Origin of the sequence: Rhodoferax sp. (assembly GCF_028714215.1) — a bacterium.
Classification (GTDB): domain Bacteria; phylum Pseudomonadota; class Gammaproteobacteria; order Burkholderiales; family Burkholderiaceae_C; genus Rhodoferax.
On the sequence record NZ_JAQTMS010000008.1, the window covers coordinates 19890 to 36823 of the forward strand.

A 16934-nucleotide genomic window follows, 5' to 3' on the forward strand; every position below is an offset into this window, starting at 1 on the left:
CAGGGCGCCCTCAAAACACCTTGATGCGTTCCGGCAGCAGCCTCAGCGTGATGCTGGAGCCGACTTGCAGCGATTGTTCGGACAGGAAGTTGAGCGACAGGTAGACCATCAGCTTGTGCCCGTCCAGCGCCGGCGAGCTCACATGCACATGGCAGTAGGAACCCAGGAACTCGATCTTGTCGATGTTGGCGTCGAACACGTGCGGGTCGCCCGCCGCGATGGGACGGGCCAGTACGTCTTCGGGCCGCAGGTAGACCCGCACGTCGCGGTCCAGGCCGTCGCCGGCCAGGCACATGCTGCCAAAGCGCAATTCGCCCTGCGTCACGCGGGCCGGCATGATGTTGATCTTGCCGACAAAATCGGCCACGAAGGGCGAGGCCGGTTCGCGGTAGACCTCCAGCGGCGTGCCGACCTGTTCGATGACGCCGTGGTTCATGACCACGATCCGGTCCGCCACGCTCAGCGCCTCCTCCTGGTCGTGCGTCACCATGATGGTGGTGACGCCCAGCTGCTGCTGCAAGGCCCGGATCTCCTGGCGCAGGCGGATGCGCTCCAGCGCATCGAGCGCCGACAAGGGCTCATCGAGCAGCAGCAGGCCGGGCTTGGTGGCCAAGGCGCGCGCCAGCGCGATGCGCTGCTGCTGTCCGCCCGAGAGCTGCCCCGGGAATTTGGCTTCGCAGCCGGGCAGCCCCACCAGCTTCAGAAGCTCGGTGACGCGCTGCTTGATCTGGGCGCGCGGCGTCTTGCGGTTGACCAGGCCGTAGGCCACGTTGTCGGTCACGTTCAGGTTGGGAAACAGGGCGTAGCTCTGGAACACGATGCCATAGTCGCGCAGCGCCGGCGGCAGCAGCGAGATGTCGCGGCCGTCTTGCGTCAGTTGCCCGGCAGTCTGGACTTCGAGCCCGGCGATGATGCGCAGCAGCGTCGTCTTGCCGCAGCCGGAAGGGCCCAGAAAGCAGACGAATTCACCCTGGCGGATCTCCAGGTTGATGTCCTGCAAGGCGGCGAAGCTGCCGAATTCCTTGCGGATATGACGCAGTGCCAGAAAACAGTTTTGACTCATGCCGGGAATTGAAAAGAGCCGCACAGTCCGGTCATGCGGCTCAGGGGTTGCACAAACAATCAGCGTTTTTCGGTCTTCACGTTGTAGCGCTTGGTCCACTCGTTCAGGATGCGCTCGCGTTGCTCGGCGGCGTAGTTGAAGTCGAGCTTGACCAGCCGTGCTTCGTAGTCCTTGGGCACGTTGGCCAGCGGCGCGGCAACGCCCGGTTGCGCGGTAATGGCGAAGTTCTTGCCGTACAGCAGCATGGCGTCCTTGCTGGAAGCCCAGTCGGCCAGTTTCTTGGCGGCGTCGAGTTTCTTGGTGCCCTTGTGGATGGCAAACGCTTCCAGATCCCAGCCCAGGCCTTCTTTCGGGAAGATCAGGTCGATCGGCGCGCCCTTGGCCTTGTTGGTGTTGCCGCGGTACTCGAACGAGATGCCGACCACAAACTCACCGCTGGCGGCCATGTTGCAGGGCTTGGAGCCGGAGTGCGTGTACTGCGCAATGTTGTCGTGCAGGCCGTCCATGTATTTCCAGCCGCCGCCCTTGCCGTCCTTGTCGCCAAACAGCGTCAGCCAGGCGACCACATCGAAGTAGCCGGTGCCGCTGGAGGCCGGGTTGGGCATCACGATCTGGCCCTTGTAGGCCGGCTTGGTCAGATCCTGCCAGCTCTCGGGCTTGGGGATGTTCTTCTTTTTCGCCTCTACCGTGTTGAAGCACACGGTGGCACCCCAGACATCCATGCCGAACCAGGCCGGCGGATTTTTCTTGTCGCGGTACTGGCTCATCAAGGCATCCAGGTTCAGCGGCGCGTAGGGCACCAGCATGCCCTGTTTGTCCAGCAGGGCCAGACTGGAGGCTGCCACGCCCATCACCGCATCGGCCTGCGGATTGGATTTTTCGGCCAGCAGCTTGGCCGTGATGACGCCGGTGGAATCGCGTACCCACTTGATTTCAATGTCCGGGTAGGACTTGTTGAAACCCTCCTGGTAGGCCTTGACCTGATCGGTTTCCAGCGCGGTGTAGACCAGCAACTGGGTTTTCTGCGCCGACGCGGCAGCGGCAATCGCCAGCAGGCCGGACAAGACAAGCGACTTGGACAATATCGACAAACGCATGCGAAGCTCCTTCAAGTAAAAATGGCGATTTTGTGACCTGACAGTGACAGTGTGATGACGGATGGCCGGGAACAGACTGGGTACTTACCCGCACGCAACTGCATTTTTATTTGACGCCGACCCTTGGCGCTTGTCAATTGTTTTTTGCAGATTGTTGACAATTTAACTGGTTGTGCTTCAATGCGGGGCATGAGTGTTGCGCTCCACCCCACCATCGCCCTGCTGCAAACCAGCTCACTCACCACCGTGGTGCAGCAGGAGATCGAGCGCGCCATTCTGGTGGGCGAATATGCCCCCGGTTTCAAATTGAACGAGGCCGCGCTGGCCAAGAAAATGGGCGTTTCGCGCGGGCCGGTGCGCGAAGCCTTTCGCATGCTGGACGAAGCCGGACTGGTGCGCACCGAGAAGAATCGCGGTGTCTTCGTGCGCGACATTCCGGTCGACGAAGCGATCGAGATCTTCGATCTGCGCGCCGCCATGGACGAACTGGTCGGCAAGCAACTGGCGGTCCATATCACGCCGCCCCAGCTGAAGGAAATCCGGGCCCTGGTGAGCGCCATGGAAAAAGCGGTGAAGGCGCTGGACGCCCACAGCTACCACCTGCTCAATCTCAAATTCCATGACCGGCTGGTCGAGCTGGCGGGCAATCGCAAACTGACCGCGATCTACCGCAAGCTGATCAAGGAGCTGTCGCTCTTTCGGCGCCTGAATCTGGCGGACGGCTGGCTGATGCCGATCTCGGCCGGAGAGCACCGCAAAATCGTCACGGCGATTGCTTCGGGCGACGCCGAGAAGGCCGGGCGCGCCATGTTTGATCACGTGATGGACAGCAAGCAGCGCACCATTGCCAACGATTTGCGTCGCCAGTCGCGCGCCGACGGCGCCGCCCCGGCGGCCTGACGGCCGCTGCCTGGTCATGGCATGAACTGTCACAATCAACCAACCGGGTCAATCAACTGCAAGGAGATCGCATGAACTTTGGATACAAGCGCAGCTACCAGGGGCCGATCGAGGCCGTGTTGCTGGACTGGGCCGGCACGACCATGGACTACGGGTGCATGGCGCCGGCGCACGTGTTTGTGGAAGTTTTCAAGCGCAAAGGGGTGCCGATCACGATAGCGGAAGCGCGCGCGCCCATGGGCGCCCACAAGCGGGTGCACATACAGCGCATCAGCGAACTCGAATCGGTGCGCGCGCGCTGGCAGCAACACTACGGTCGGCCGCCCAACGACGACGATGTCAGCGCCATGTTCGCCGAGTTCGTGCCGCTGCAGGTGGCCTGTCTGTCGGAGTATTCGACGCTGATTCCGGGCACCCTGGAAGTGATCGGCGAGCTGCGCCGGCGCGGCATGAAGATCGGCTCGACGTCCGGCTACCTGCCCGAGATGATGCGGGTCAACCAGGAGGATGCCAAGCGCCAGGGCTACGAGCCCGACGCCACGGTCTGCGCCGGCGACGTGCCGGCCGGGCGCCCCTATCCCCATATGTGCCTGCTCAACGTCATCAAACTGGGTGTCAGCACGGTGCAGGCTTGCGTCAAGATCGACGACACGGTGCCCGGCGTCGAAGAGGGGCTGAACGCCGGCATGTGGACCATCGGCCTGGCGATCAGCGGCAATGAAGTGGGCATGCCGCTGAAAGACTGGCAGGCGCTGCCGGCCGCCGAGCAGCAGGCCAAGCGCCAGCGCGCTTACGGCCGCATGCAGCAATGCGGTGCCCACTACACGGTGGACAGCATCGCCGACGTCATGCCCTGCATCGACGACATCCAGGCGCGCATCCGGCGCGGTGAAGCACCCTGACCGGGGGGCACCTCAGCCATGTTCTTGAGCTGGCCCATCGTGGCGGCGGTGCTGTTTGGCGCGCTGCTGCACGCCAGTTGGAACGCGCTGGTCAAGTCCAGCAGCGACAAAGACCTGGACATGGCGGTGATCCACCTGATCGGCTCTTTCCTGGCCATCCCGCTGGTGGCGCTGGTCGGTTGGCCCGAGCCCAAAGCCTGGCCCTACATTGCCACGTCGGTGCTGATCCACATCGGCTATTACCTGGCCTTGACCGGCGCTTACCGGCATGGTGAGCTGGGGCTCACTTACCCGCTGATGCGCGGCGTGGCACCGCTGCTGGTGGCCTTGTCAGCCACCTTCACGCTGGGCGAGACGCTGTCGCCGCTGGCCTGGATGGGCGTGCTGGGCATCAGTTGCGGCGTGCTGGTGCTGGGTCTCCATCCGCATGCCTTCAGGGTGCCCAAGGCGCTCGGCTTTGCGCTGGCCAACGCCGTCATCATCGCCATCTACACCGTCGTCGACGGCCTGGGCGTGCGCGCCTCCGGCAACGCGCTGCAATACGTCGCCACCTTGTTCATGTTCGACGGCTGGCCGTTTGCGCTGTTGATGTTTGCCACCCGCGGCCATGCGGTCGGTCGTTACGCGCGCCGGCGCTGGCCGCTGGCCACGCTGGGCGCCTGCGCCTCGCTGGGTTCCTACGGCATTGCCTTGTGGGCGATGACGCGGGCACCGGTCGCCACGGTGGCCGCGCTGCGCGAAACCTCGGTCCTGTTTGCCGTGCTGCTGGGCGCCTGGTTCCTGAAAGAAGCTTTCACGCCCAGGCGGGTGCTGGGAACCTGCGTGATCGCGGCCGGCGTCATGGCATTGCGTTTGGGTTAAGCCTCAGTCAGTTGGGGACAAAGCTAAAGATCTGGCCCGCAAACCGCTAAAAAAGGAGTTGGAAATGAGTCTTCCAAAACAGGCACAAATGGTGATTGTGGGTGGCGGCATTGTGGGCTGCTCCACGGCCTACCACCTGGCCAGGATGGGCCGCACCGACGTCCTGTTGCTGGAGCAGGGCAAGCTGACCAGCGGCACCACCTGGCACGCCGCCGGCCTGGTCGGGCAGATGCGGCCGAATCGCAACATGACGCAGATGAGCAAGTACGGCATCGAGCTGTACGCCGCGCTGGAGGCGGAAACGGGGCTCTCCACCGGCTGGAAGCAGTGCGGCAGCGTCAACGTGGCGCGCACCCCGGAGCGCATGCAGGTACTGAAAAAACAGACCGCCATGGCCAACAGCTTTGGCGTCGAATGTCGCCTCATCACGCCGTGCGAGGCTGGCGAGCTTTACCCCATCATGCGCACCGACGATTTGCAGGGCGCCATCTGGCTGCCCGGCGACGGCAAGGTCAACCCGGCCGACCTTTGCATGTCGCTGGCCAAGGGCGCGCGCAACCGCGGCGTGAAGATGCTGGAAGGCATCGAGGTGACCGGCGTCATCATCGAGCGCGGCCGGGCGGTGGGCATCCAGACCACACAGGGTGAAGTGCGTTGCGAGGTGCTGGTCAATTGCGCCGGCCAATGGGCACGCCAGTTCGGCCGCCTGGCCGGCGTCAATGTGCCGCTCTATTCGGCCGAGCATTTCTACATCGTCACCGGCAAGATAGCCGGCGTGCTGCCCAACCTGCCGGTGATGCGCGACCCGGACGGTTTCATCTACTACAAGGAGGAAGTGGGCGGCCTGGTGATGGGTGGCTTCGAGCCCAAGGCTAAGCCCTGGAAGATGGACCCGATCCCGTCGACCTTTCAGTTCGAGCTGCTGGACGAGGACTGGGAGCAGTTCGAGCCCTTGATGACCAACGCCATGCACCGCACGCCGTGCCTGGAAACGGCAGAGATCAAGATGCTGCTCAATGGCCCGGAGAGCTTCACGCCGGACGGCAACTTCATCCTCGGCGAAGCGCCCGAGCTGCGCAACTATTTCGTCTGTGCCGGCTTCAATTCGGCCGGCATCGCCAACAGCGGCGGCGCCGGGCGGCTGATGGCCGAGTGGATCATCGGCGGCGAGCCGAGCACCGATTTATGGGACGTGGACATTCGCCGCTTCGGCGCTTTCACCGGCAACCGCAAAGCCCTGGCCGAGCGCACCGGCGAGACGCTGGGTCTGCACTACGCCATGCGCTGGCCACGGCAGGAACTGGAGACGGCGCGGCCGCTGCGCACCTCGCCGCTGTACGACCTGCTGGCAGCAAAAGGTGCCGAGTTCGGCGCCAAGAATGGCTGGGAGAGGGTGAACTATTTCCGGCCAGGGAATCAGGCCCGGCCTCAGCATGTCTTGGGCAAACCCGGCTGGCTGCCCTGGATGCAGGAGGAGCAGCGTGCCACGCGCGAGGCGGTGGCGCTGTACGACCAGACTTCTTTCTCCAAACTGCTGCTGCAGGGGCGCGACGCGCTGGCCGTGTTGCAGCGCCTGTGCGCCAACGAGGTCGATGTGCCGGTCGACAAGATGGTCTATACCGCCATGCTCAATGAGCGCGGCGGCTTCGAGAGCGATCTGACCATCATCCGCCAGCCGCCCGGCAGCATGGGGGAGAGCTTTCTGATCGTCACCGGTTCCGCGCAAACGGTGCGCGACTTCGACTGGATCGCGCGCCACATTGGCGCCGGCCAGCATGCGCTGCTGACCGATGTCTCCGCCCTGTACTGCGTGCTGTCGGTGATGGGCCCCAAGGCGCGCGAGCTGCTCGCGCGCGTCAGCCCGGACGATCTTTCGCCGGCCGGGCTGAAATTCTCCTGGACCAAGACGATAGAGCTGGGCTTTGCCCGTGTGCGTGCCGCGCGCATGAGTTATGTCGGAGGGCCCGGCTTCGAGTTGTATGTGCCGGTGGAAATGGCACGCCACGTCTATCTGGCGTTGATGGCGGCCGGTGCCGATCTGGGGCTGCGGGATGCCGGTTACTACGCGCTGGACGCCTTGCGCATAGAGCAGGGCCGGCGCGCCTGGAGGGCCGAGTTGGGGCCCGACGAGACGCCGTGGGAAGCGGGCCTGGCGTATGCCGTCAAGCTGGACAAGCCGGCCGACTTCATCGGCAAGGCGGCATTGCTGGCGAGCCGGGACAAGCCCTTGCGCAAGAAACTGGTGACGCTGGTGTTCGAATCACCGGACGCCTACGCCTGGGGCGGCGAAGCAATCGTGGTGCAGGGCGAAGCGGTGGGCGAGATTTCATCAGTCGGCTGGAGCCCGCTGGCCGGAGCCTGCGTGGCCCTCGGTTATGTGCGCGGTGCGGCCGCCAATCAGAGCCATGCCGGCACCCTGGAGGCGATAGAGCTGTGGGGCGAACGCGTTCCGGTGCGCCTGTACGACCAGTGGCCGGTGAAACCCTGATTCCTGTGTTATTCCTGCCTGATTCCGGGATTCTGGATACCGTTTCAGCCAAGCCCGGCTGATATCCGACGTGCGTGGGTCGAGGGCGCTGGGGTGGGTAGCTCCGCGAATGTCCTCCGGACTTCGGCCTCCCCCTTGATTTGGCAAAACCCCAAGTCCACGCTACGCCACCCACCCCAGCACCCTCGGCGGCGAGCGTCGGTGGTTTGCGTTGATCGCGCACCAATCCCGCTTGAAGGATCAGGCTGATGGGACACTCAGCGCAGGTAAAGGAGGAGCCCGCAGGGCGGGGGACACGGAGCTGAGTGCCCCGTCAGTCTGATCCACCCACTATGCCGAACCAGGTTTGGCATGTGATCATTTCGTGAAAGCTCCATAGACCGTTGGCGTTGTCCGCGTCGATCAGGATTTTTTCAGGCTGAGGGCCAATTCGTAGAGGGTGTTGCGTGCCTCGCCGGTGATCTCGGCGGCCAGCTTGACGGCGGTCTTGAGCGGCAACTCCGCCAGCAGCAATTTCAGCACGCGGCTGTCGGGTCCGGCTTGCGCCGCGGTCTGCGCCGGGTGCAGCACCAGCACGAACTCGCCGCGCAGGCGATTCGCGTCCTGCGCCAGCCAGGCCGGTAGGTCAGCCGCGCCGACGGTGGCAATTTCCTCGAACTGCTTGGTCAGCTCGCGCCCCACGGTGACCGGCCGCGCGCCCAAGGTGGCCAGCGCCGTGGCCAGGGCTTCGATCCGGTGTGGCGCTTCCAGCATGACGACGGCCCGTGGCTCAGAGCGCAAGGCCTCGACGGCGCTGGTGCGTTCGCTGGACTTTGAGGCCAGGAAGCCGGCAAAAACGAATTCGCCGTGCTGCGCGCCTTCGCCCCAGATGCCGGCCACGCTGAGGGCAGTGGTGACGCTGCTGGCACCCGGCAGCGGAATCACAGTCAAGCCCTCCTGGCGCACCGCCGCCACCAGGCGCGCGCCGGGGTCGCTGATGGCCGGCGTGCCGGCGTCGCTGGCGTAAGCCACCCGTTCACCCCGGCGCAGCCGTTCGATGACGGCCTGCGCCGCCTGCGCTTCGTTGTGCTGGTGCAGCGCCAGCAGTTGTGCCGGCGACTTGTCGATACCGTAGGCGCGCAGCAAAGCCTGGCTGTGGCGCGTGTCCTCGCAGGCGATGCTGTCGGCAAGCTGCAGCACATGCAGCGCGCGCAATGTGATGTCGGCCAGGTTGCCTATCGGTGTCGCCACCATGTATAGGGCGCCGGGCGGATAATTCTGACCGGCCGCCGCCTCGCTGGCGGCGCGCAGCGCAGAGGCATAAGCAACAGCATAAGTGGCAATCAATGGTATTCCCTCAAGTCAAGGCCGGCACGCTGAGCACCAAGCAGCTCGGCGACGCGGCGGAAGACGCCGCCCTACAGCATCTGCAAGCGCATGGCTTGCGCCTGCTGGAGCGCAATTATCGGACGCCCGGACGCGGCGGTGGAGAAATCGACCTGATCATGCGAACGCCCGATGGCACGCTGGTGTTTGTCGAAGTGCGCAGCCGCAAGAGCGCCAGCCATGGCGGCGCCGGCGCCAGCGTGACGGCCTTGAAGCAACGCCGCATTGTCTTTGCCGCGCGCCATTACCTGCTGCGCCTGCGTACGCCGCCGCCCTGCCGCTTTGATGTGGTGGTGTCGGAGCCGGCCGGCATCGAATGGTTGCAGGCGGCGTTTGATGCCAATTAGGACTTTGTCGGCAGGAAACTCTGAGGCGCCAACATGATCAGGAAATTCGAATTTGGCCCTGGCAGCGTGCGCCTGCTGGGCGCCCTGCTGCTGGTGCTGGGCGGCTGCGCGACCCCGCTGCCGCCGCCAGCGGACCTGACGCCTGACCATCCTACCCACTCCATTGCCAAGCTGCCGGCCAGGCAGGCCGCAGTCACGGCTCATCCGCTGGCGACCCGTGCGGCGCTGAAGATGCTGGATTTGGGCGGTAGTCCGATCGACGCGGCGATCGCGGCGCAAATGGTGCTGGGGCTGGTGGAGCCGCAATCGTCCGGTCTGGGCGGCGGCTCCCTCATCATGAACTGGGATGCCGCGAGCGGCAAGCTCACCAGCTATGACGGGCTGGCCGCGGCGCCGGCCAGAGTGACGGCCGGGCTCACCATCGATGTCGACGGCAGCGTGCTGAAATACCAGGACGTGCAGCGCGGGGGACGCTCGGTGGGGGTGCCTGGCACGCTGGCGGTGTTGCAGCAAGTGCACCAGCGCTACGGCAAACTGCCCTGGGCTGCGCTATTTGCCCCGGCCATCGAGCTGGCCGAGACCGGCTTCCCGATGCCGGCCTACCTGCACACCGTTCTCTCGGCGGCCAACGCCGCCGCCGATCTGCCCGACATGCGGGCGCTCTATTTCGATGCCGCCGGCAAGCTGCGACCGGTGGGTGCCACGCTGACCCATCCGGCTTATGCGTCAACGCTGCGGCGGGTGGCCGCGCACGGCCCGGCGGCCCTGTGGCAGGACGGCGCCGGTGGCGAGCTGCTGGCGGCGCTGCAGCGCGGCGCTCACCCTTCGCTCATGACCGAGGCCGATCTGGCCGCCTACCGCGCCCAGCCGCGCGACCCGGTCTGCGCGCCGTTTCTGGCGTATTCGGTCTGTGTCATGGGACCGTCCTCGTTTGGCGGCGTCGTGGTGCTGCAGATACTGCAGATGCTGGAGGCGCGAACGCCGCCGGTCAAGGAGGCGCAGCGCTTCGATTTCGATGACCCGGAGTTTGTCCATTACTACGCCGAGGCGGGCCGGTTGGCGCAAGCGGACCGTTTTCAGTACCTGGGCGACCCCGCCTTTGCAGCGGTGCCGACGGCCGAGTTGGTGGCGCCTGCCTATGTGCGGGAGCGCGCCCGGCTAATCGATCCTGAACGCAGGACCCGGGAGGTCAAGGCGGGAGTGGTGAAAACCGGGACCGCCGCCGCGCTGTCTGGCGCCGCGCCGGTGTCGGACACGGCGGATGCCACCAGTCAGATCGCCGTCGTCGATGCGGCCGGCAACGCGCTGAGCATGACCACCACCATCAACCTCAATTTCGGCTCGCGCCTGATGGTCAACGGTTTTGTGCTGAACAACGCGCTGACCAACTTTTCCGTCGCACCCGGCCCCGGCCAGGCGGCGCCCAACCGCATGCAAGCCGGCAAGCGGCCGGTCACCTCGATGGCGCCCACCATCGTGTTCGATCAAAGCGGCAAGCCGGTGGTGGTCGGGGGCTCGGCCGGCGGCGGGCAGATCGTCGACTACATCAGCATGAGCCTGATCGAAATGCTGGCCAACCAGCGCGCTCCGGTCGAGGCGTTGGCGCGCGGGCACGTTTCCACCGCACTGGCCGGCAAGCTGCAACTGGAGAAGGGCAGCACCGCGGTGTCGCTGGCGGCGGCCCTGGCCGCGAAAGGGCACGCGCCTGAAATTGTGCCCCTGACCAGTGGCCTGGGATTCCTGCTGTGGCGTGACGATGGCTGGCTAGGTGCCGCCGATCCGCGGCGTGACGGCGTCGCGCAAGGGCGGTAGTTGGCCCCCACGCTCGGCACTGCGTGTCCTCGCTGCCCCCCGAGGGGGCTGATCCGTCTTGGGGCGGCCCGGCGCCGGATCTGCGGTAGCTGCACGCAGCTTAAGTAGCGGCCGGGTATCATTGACGCATGCTTGAGCAACGTATTGAACAACACTTTATCGACAGTGCCGACCTGAAGTACCAGGCGGCACAGGTTTTGAGCAAACCGATTGCGGCGGCGGTGCAGGCGATGCTGGCTTGTGTGACCAGCGGCGGCAAGGTACTGGCCTGCGGCAATGGCGGCTCGGCCGCCGACGCGCAGCATTTCTCTGCCGAATTTGTCGGGCGCTACGAGCGCGAGCGGCCGGAACTGGCGGCCATTGCGCTGACCACCGACAGCTCCATCATCACGGCGATTGCCAACGACTACGACTTCAACAGCATTTTTTCGCGCCAGGTGCGGGCCCTGGGGCAACCCGGCGATGTGCTGCTGGCGATCTCCACCAGCGGCAATTCGGCCAATGTGCTGGCGGCCATCGAGGCGGCCCACGAGCGCGAGATGGTGGTGGTGGGGCTCACCGGTCGTGGCGGCGGCAAGATGAGCCACGCCTTGCGCGATACCGACGTGCACATCTGTGTGCCGCATGAACGCACGGCGCGCATTCAGGAAGTGCATATTCTGTCCCTGCATTGCATTTGCGATGCGGTCGATGCCCAGTTACTCGGAGACCAGGAAACCTTAACATGAAATTTCCAACCCAAAAACTGCTGACGATGCTGGTCTTGACCGCTTGCCTGGGCGCTTGCGCGCCGGTCATGCTGGGCGGTGCCGTGATGGGCACGATGATGGCGACGGATCGCCGAACCTCGGGCACGCAGCTGGAAGACGAGGGCATTGAACTCAAGGCCGCCAACCGCGTCCGCGATAACCTGGGCGAGCGTGGCCACTTCAACGTCACCAGTTACAACCGGCAAGTGCTGGTGACCGGTGAAGTGCCCAGCGCACAGGATAAACAGCTGGTGGAGCAGGTGGTCTCCAAGGTTGAAAACGTGCGTTCCGTGATCAACGAAATGGTCGTCATGGAGAACAGCTCGCTGTCGCAGCGCTCCTCCGACGTTCTGATAACCGGCAGGATCAAGGCCAGCCTGGTGGACGCGCAGGACTTGTTCGCCAACGCCTTCAAGGTGGTGACCGAGCGCGGTACCGTTTATTTGATGGGGCGCGTGACGCAGCGCGAAGCCGGTCGCGCCACCGACATTGCGCGCAGCATCGACGGCGTCAAGAAGGTGGTTCGGGTGATGGAAATCATCAGCGAGGAAGAGTTGCAGCGCATGCTGCCCAAACCGGCGCCGGCAGAACCCAAGAAATAAGGTCAGGGCAGACGCATTCGGCACCCGTAACCCATGGATCCCGGGTCAAGCCCGGGATGACAATAGAGGCACCAGCCCGGGATGACAAATTGATGGTCAGCGCAGCCGCTTGATCAGGCTGGAAGTGTCCCAGCGCTTGCCGCCCATGTGCTGCACGTCGGCATAAAACTGGTCTACCAAGGCCGTTACCGGCAGGCGCGCGCCGTTGCGCTTGGCCTCGTCGAGCACCAGCCCCAGGTCTTTGCGCATCCAGTCCACGGCAAAGCCAAAATCAAACTTGTCCGCCACCATGGTTTTGCCGCGGTTGTCGAGCTGCCAGCTTTGGGCCGCGCCCTTGCCAATCACATCCAGCACTTGCAGCATGTCGAGCCCGGCCTGCTGGCCGAAAGCAATCGCTTCGCTCAAGCCCTGCACCAGGCCGGCAATACAAATCTGATTCACCATCTTGGCCAATTGACCGGCACCACTCTGGCCCAAATACGTAAAAGCCTTGGAAAATGCCATCGCTACCGGCTGCGCCAGTTCGAACGCCGCTTGATCGCCACCGCACATCACCGTCAGCAAACCGTTCTGCGCACCGGCCTGGCCGCCCGATACCGGGGCGTCGACAAACTGCAGGCCCAGGTTTTTGGCCGTGCCGTACAACTCGCGCGCCACGTTGGCCGAAGCCGTGGTGTGATCGACCAACAGCGCGCCCGGCTTCATGCCGGCGAAGGCGCCATCGCTGCCCAGGGTGACGCTGCGCAGGTCGTCATCGTTGCCGACGCAGCAAAAGACAATATCCGCATCCTGCACCGCCAGCCGTGGCGTGAGGGCGTGACTCACAGTCGAGGGCTGACCGTCGGGTGGTGCGAACTCCGCGCACCAGGCGGCGGCCTTGCTGGCAGTCCGGTTGTACACCGCGACCTGGTGGCCGCTGCGGGCCAGGTGTCCGGCCATCGGGTAGCCCATCACGCCCAGGCCTAGAAAGGCAACTCGGCGGGCTGGCGTGGCTGGGTAATTTTTGCTGTTGATGGCGTTCATACGATGGCAAAGTTCTCGGTTCCGCTGTTGAGGTCCTGTATTTTGCCGCGTTTGCTGTTGAGCTTGATTTGCAGGCGCAGGTCGTTCAGGGAATCGGCATTGCGCAAGGCGTCCTCGTAGGTGATCAGCTTGCCTTCATAGGCGTCGAACAAGGCCTGGTCGAAAGTCTGCATGCCCAGATTGCGGCTCTTCTTCATGATCTCCTTGATCTCCGAGATGTCACCCTTGAAGATCAGGTCCGAGATCAGGGGCGAGTTGAGCATGATTTCCACCACCGCCACCCGGCCCCGGCCGTCCTGCTTGGGAATCAGGCGCTGTGACACCATGGCCTTGATATTGAGCGACAAGTCCATCAGCAACTGCGCGCGCCGCTCCTCGGGAAAGAAATTGATGATGCGGTCGAGTGCCTGGTTGGCACTGTTGGCGTGCAGGGTGGCCAGACACAAATGTCCCGTTTCGGAAAAGGCGACCGCGTGCTCCATGGTTTCGCGGTCGCGGATTTCACCCATCAAAATCACATCCGGGGCCTGGCGCAAGGTGTTCTTCAGGGCGGCGCCCCAGCTGTCGGTGTCGATTCCCACCTCGCGCTGCGTGACCACGCAATTCTTATGTGCATGGACAAACTCGATCGGGTCCTCGATCGTGATGATGTGCCCGAACGAGTTCTCGTTGCGCCAGTCCACCATCGCCGCCAGGGTGGTCGACTTGCCGGAGCCGGTGGCGCCCACCATGATGCACAGGCCGCGTTTCGCCGTGACCACTTCCTTGAGCACCTGCGGCACGCCCAGACCGTCAATGGTGGGCACGGTCATGGGGATCACCCGCAACACCATGCCGACCTTGCTTTGCTGGATAAAGGCGTTGACGCGAAAGCGCCCTATGCCCGGCGGCGAGATGGCGAAGTTGCACTCCTTGGTGCGCTCAAACTCGGCGACCTGCTTGTCGTTCATGACCGAGCGCGCCAGCGCCATGGTGTGCGCCGCGTTGAGTGGCTGGGGTGAGACCTTGGTCACCTTCCCATCGACTTTCATGGCCGGCGGAAAATCCGCCGTGATGAACAGGTCGCTGCCGTTGCGGCTGATCATCAGCTTCAACAGGTCGTTGACAAACTTGGTGGCTTGATCGCGTTCCATGACGTGTAGTGCTCCCGGGAATCAATGTGTTTCGCTGAGCCGGGCGCTGACACCGCGCAGTCGAAGCGACAGCTTGCGGGCCAGCAAGGTGACCAGATTGGCGGTCAGGGTCGGGTCGGTGCCGAGCATCTGGTCCATCGCATCCGCGCTGAGAACGGCGATTTGGCAGTTGCTGAGCGTGCTGCAGACGGAAAACCGGATGCCGCCATCCAGCAGCGACATCTCACCCAGTATCTCGCCAGCGGCCGCCTCGGCCAGACGCAGGCGCTCGCCCCAGGGTTGCAGGCGGTCGATGGCAATCGTGCCGCTCAGCAAAACCAGCATGAAGTTGCCGCGTTCATCCTGGCGGATCAGATCGCGGTCGGCGGCAATCGTGGCGAAATCCAGAAAGGGCTGCATGCGACGGATCGTTTCCGGGTCCAGCCGGCGCATGTACTTGTCCTTGCGCCACAGTGCCTGCAACAGCTTGATGCCCTTCTCGGGATCGAGTTTCGTGGCTCCCACCTCAACCGCCCGCGCCTCCCACGGCACCAGCAGATTGGGGTCGGCATCCGCCTCTGACAGGGTGGAACTGAACAGCTTGGAGTCAGGATCGTTTGCATCCGACCCGGCCGGCTTGTTTTGCCGCTGGACTCCGAACATTCCTTTCATTGCGTGCTCCATGGATGGGCCGGGTCAGGTTCAGCCGGGGAAGTTCTCGGGAATCTTGGCTTTGGAGCGTGCCTCGGCCGGGCTGATGATGTTGCGTTTCACCAGATCCGTCAGGTTCTGGTCCAGCGTCTGCATGCCGACGCTGTTGCCGGTCTGGATCGAGGAGTACATCTGCGCCACCTTGGCCTCGCGAATCAGGTTGCGGATGGCACTGGTGCCGAGCATGATCTCGTGCGCCGCGACGCGGCTCTGGCCGTCCTTGGTTTTGCACAGGGTCTGCGAGATCACGGCCTGCAGCGACTCCGACAGCATGGCGCGGACCATCTCCTTTTCTTCCGCTGGAAATACGTCGATGATCCGGTCTATGGTCTTGGCGGCGCTGGAAGTGTGCAGGGTGCCGAACACCAGGTGGCCCGTTTCAGCCGCCGTCATGGCCAGGCGGATGGTCTCCAGGTCGCGCATTTCGCCCACCAGGATGGCGTCCGGGTCCTCCCGCAGGGCGGAACGCAGGGCGGCGGCAAAGCTCAGCGTGTGGGGCCCGACCTCGCGCTGGTTGATCAGGCATTTTTTCGATTCATGGACAAATTCGATCGGGTCTTCCACCGTCAGGATGTGGCCAAACTCCGTTTCGTTCAGGTAGTTGACCATCGCCGCCAGGGTGGTGGACTTGCCGGAGCCGGTCGGACCGGTGACCAGCACCATGCCACGCGGCTTCAAGGCCAGATCGGCAAAGATTTTGGGTGCATGCAGTTGTTCCAGCGTCAGAATCTTGCTGGGAATGGTCCGGAACACGGCGCCGGCGCCGCGGTGCTGGTTGAAGGCGTTGACCCGAAAGCGCGCCAGCCCCTCGATCTCGAACGAAAAGTCGATTTCCAGAAACTCCTCGAAGCTCTTGCGCTGCGTATCGTTCATGATGTCGTAGACCATCGCATGCACCTGCTTGTGGTCCAGCGGCTCGACATTGATGCGCCGTACGTCGCCATGCACCCGGATCATCGGCGGCAGGCCGGCCGAGAGGTGTAAATCCGAGGCATTGTTCTTGACGCTGAAGGCCAGCAGTTGGGTAATGTCCACGAGGTCCTTGATCGTTTGTTACGCTTGGGGTAATTATGACCATGATTGAGAAGAATTTACAAACCGTTCGGGCGCGCGTGGCAGCCGCTTGTAGCGCGGCCGGCCGCGCGCCCGGCGAGGTCACCTTGCTGGCGGTGTCCAAGACTTTTGGCCCGGCGGCGGTGGCGGCTGCCCACGCCGCCGGACAAACCGCGTTCGGCGAGAACTACATCCAGGAGGCGGTGCAAAAGATCACGCAATTGCGCCAGTTGCCTCTTCAGTGGCATTGCATTGGTCCGATCCAGAGCAACAAGACGCGCCTGGTGGCGGAACATTTTGACTGGGTGCACACGGTGGACCGGCTGAAGACCGCGCAACGCCTGAGCGAGCAGCGCCCGGCCCATTTGCCGGCGTTGCAGGTTTGCATCCAGGTCAATGTCGACGGCGGCGCAGCGAAGTCGGGCGTGCTGCCGCAAGAGGCGCTGGCGCTGGCGCAGCAGGTGGCGGCCTTGCCGCGCCTGCGCCTGCGCGGCGTCATGAGCATCCCCGAGCCGGTGCCTGATTTCGCGGCAGCCTGCGCCCTGTTTGCCCGCGTCAAGGCGGTCTTCGACGCCTTGAAGGCGGAAGGTCTGGAACTCGACACCCTGTCGATGGGCATGAGCGCCGACCTGGAGGCCGCCATCCATGCGGGCAGCACCATGGTGCGGGTCGGGACGGCCATTTTTGGTGGGCGGGCCAAGGTGGTCTGAGCCGGAAGTTTCGTTTCTTGCTGTCTGGGCTGCACGCGGGCAGCCACTCAGTTCAGCAGCGTCATCCCCGCACCGCGCACTGCGGCCCTGTCAAAGGTCACCGTGTGCGTGCAGCCTTCGTTCTCGGCCATCTGGGCGC

General features: G+C 64.2%; 16 protein-coding genes. 9 read left to right on the forward strand and 7 right to left on the reverse strand.

All coding sequences use genetic code 11. The annotated features are described in order from the left end of the window. Window positions 1-10: 10 nt before the first annotated feature. Both PHS32_RS05525 and PHS32_RS05530 read right to left on the reverse strand, forming a co-directional pair. A complete protein-coding gene (locus PHS32_RS05525) occupies window positions 11-1063 on the reverse strand; it encodes a putative 2-aminoethylphosphonate ABC transporter ATP-binding protein (protein ID WP_301077878.1) in 1053 nt (350 codons plus the stop codon). A 59-nt stretch (window positions 1064-1122) separates the two neighbouring features. Further along, complete coding sequence (locus tag PHS32_RS05530; RefSeq protein WP_301077879.1) at window positions 1123-2160, reverse strand: putative 2-aminoethylphosphonate ABC transporter substrate-binding protein; 1038 nt, start codon at window positions 2158-2160, stop codon at window positions 1123-1125. Window positions 2161-2349: 189 nt separating this feature from the next. Between PHS32_RS05530 and PHS32_RS05535 the strand changes: the two genes are divergently transcribed. The 4 genes from PHS32_RS05535 to PHS32_RS05550 all read left to right on the forward strand — a co-directional run bounded on the left by PHS32_RS05535 (window position 2350) and on the right by PHS32_RS05550 (window position 7311). Beyond that, a complete protein-coding gene (locus tag PHS32_RS05535) occupies window positions 2350-3060 on the forward strand; it encodes a phosphonate utilization associated transcriptional regulator (protein WP_301077880.1) in 711 nt (236 codons plus the stop codon). Between the two features lie 71 nt (window positions 3061-3131). Continuing rightward, complete coding sequence (gene phnX / locus PHS32_RS05540; RefSeq protein WP_301077881.1) at window positions 3132-3962, forward strand: phosphonoacetaldehyde hydrolase; 831 nt, start codon at window positions 3132-3134, stop codon at window positions 3960-3962. An 18-nt stretch (window positions 3963-3980) separates the two neighbouring features. Continuing rightward, complete coding sequence (locus tag PHS32_RS05545) at window positions 3981-4823, forward strand: DMT family transporter (RefSeq protein WP_301077882.1); 843 nt, start codon at window positions 3981-3983, stop codon at window positions 4821-4823. A 64-nt stretch (window positions 4824-4887) separates the two neighbouring features. Next, complete coding sequence (locus PHS32_RS05550; RefSeq protein ID WP_301077884.1) at window positions 4888-7311, forward strand: FAD-dependent oxidoreductase; 2424 nt, start codon at window positions 4888-4890, stop codon at window positions 7309-7311. Window positions 7312-7713: 402 nt separating this feature from the next. Here PHS32_RS05550 and rsmI read toward each other — a convergent pair whose 3' ends face one another. After that, complete coding sequence (gene rsmI, locus PHS32_RS05555; RefSeq protein WP_301078001.1) at window positions 7714-8634, reverse strand: 16S rRNA (cytidine(1402)-2'-O)-methyltransferase; 921 nt, start codon at window positions 8632-8634, stop codon at window positions 7714-7716. A 2-nt stretch (window positions 8635-8636) separates the two neighbouring features. Between rsmI and PHS32_RS05560 the strand changes: the two genes are divergently transcribed. From PHS32_RS05560 to PHS32_RS05575, 4 genes are all read left to right on the forward strand, one after another. Further along, window positions 8637-9023, forward strand: coding sequence for a YraN family protein (locus PHS32_RS05560; protein ID WP_301077885.1), 387 nt, complete (start codon window positions 8637-8639; stop codon window positions 9021-9023). Between the two features lie 33 nt (window positions 9024-9056). Continuing rightward, entirely contained in the window at window positions 9057-10835 is a 1779-nt protein-coding gene (locus PHS32_RS05565) for a gamma-glutamyltransferase family protein (protein WP_301077886.1), read from the forward strand. Window positions 10836-10963: 128 nt separating this feature from the next. After that, window positions 10964-11563 (forward strand): phosphoheptose isomerase, encoded by a 600-nt coding sequence (locus PHS32_RS05570; protein WP_301077887.1) that lies wholly within the window; start codon window positions 10964-10966, stop codon window positions 11561-11563. Further along, window positions 11560-12186 carry a BON domain-containing protein gene (locus PHS32_RS05575; RefSeq protein ID WP_301077888.1) on the forward strand — a complete coding sequence of 209 codons (627 nt, stop codon included), beginning with the start codon at window positions 11560-11562 and terminating at the stop codon, window positions 12184-12186. Before PHS32_RS05570 ends, PHS32_RS05575 begins: the two co-directional genes overlap by 4 nt. 96 nt (window positions 12187-12282) lie before the next feature. Here the strand turns inward: PHS32_RS05575 and PHS32_RS05580 are convergent, their stop codons facing one another. Genes PHS32_RS05580 through PHS32_RS05595 form a run of 4 tightly spaced genes read right to left on the reverse strand, consistent with a single transcriptional unit; the run spans window position 12283 to window position 16067 of the window. Continuing rightward, window positions 12283-13209 carry an NAD(P)-dependent oxidoreductase gene (locus tag PHS32_RS05580; protein ID WP_301077889.1) on the reverse strand — a complete coding sequence of 309 codons (927 nt, stop codon included), beginning with the start codon at window positions 13207-13209 and terminating at the stop codon, window positions 12283-12285. Further along, window positions 13206-14342 (reverse strand): PilT/PilU family type 4a pilus ATPase, encoded by a 1137-nt coding sequence (locus PHS32_RS05585; protein WP_301077890.1) that lies wholly within the window; start codon window positions 14340-14342, stop codon window positions 13206-13208. The genes PHS32_RS05580 and PHS32_RS05585 overlap by 4 nt, the downstream gene beginning before the upstream one ends. Before the next feature lie 21 nt (window positions 14343-14363). Continuing rightward, entirely contained in the window at window positions 14364-14993 is a 630-nt protein-coding gene (locus PHS32_RS05590) for a cyclic nucleotide-binding domain-containing protein (RefSeq protein ID WP_301077891.1), read from the reverse strand. 30 nt (window positions 14994-15023) lie between these two features. Continuing rightward, window positions 15024-16067, reverse strand: coding sequence for a type IV pilus twitching motility protein PilT (locus PHS32_RS05595; RefSeq protein ID WP_301077892.1), 1044 nt, complete (start codon window positions 16065-16067; stop codon window positions 15024-15026). A 35-nt stretch (window positions 16068-16102) separates the two neighbouring features. On the opposite strand from PHS32_RS05595, the gene PHS32_RS05600 reads away from it, so the two are divergent. Further along, window positions 16103-16795 (forward strand): YggS family pyridoxal phosphate-dependent enzyme, encoded by a 693-nt coding sequence (locus tag PHS32_RS05600; protein ID WP_301077893.1) that lies wholly within the window; start codon window positions 16103-16105, stop codon window positions 16793-16795. Window positions 16796-16934: the final 139 nt, after the last annotated feature.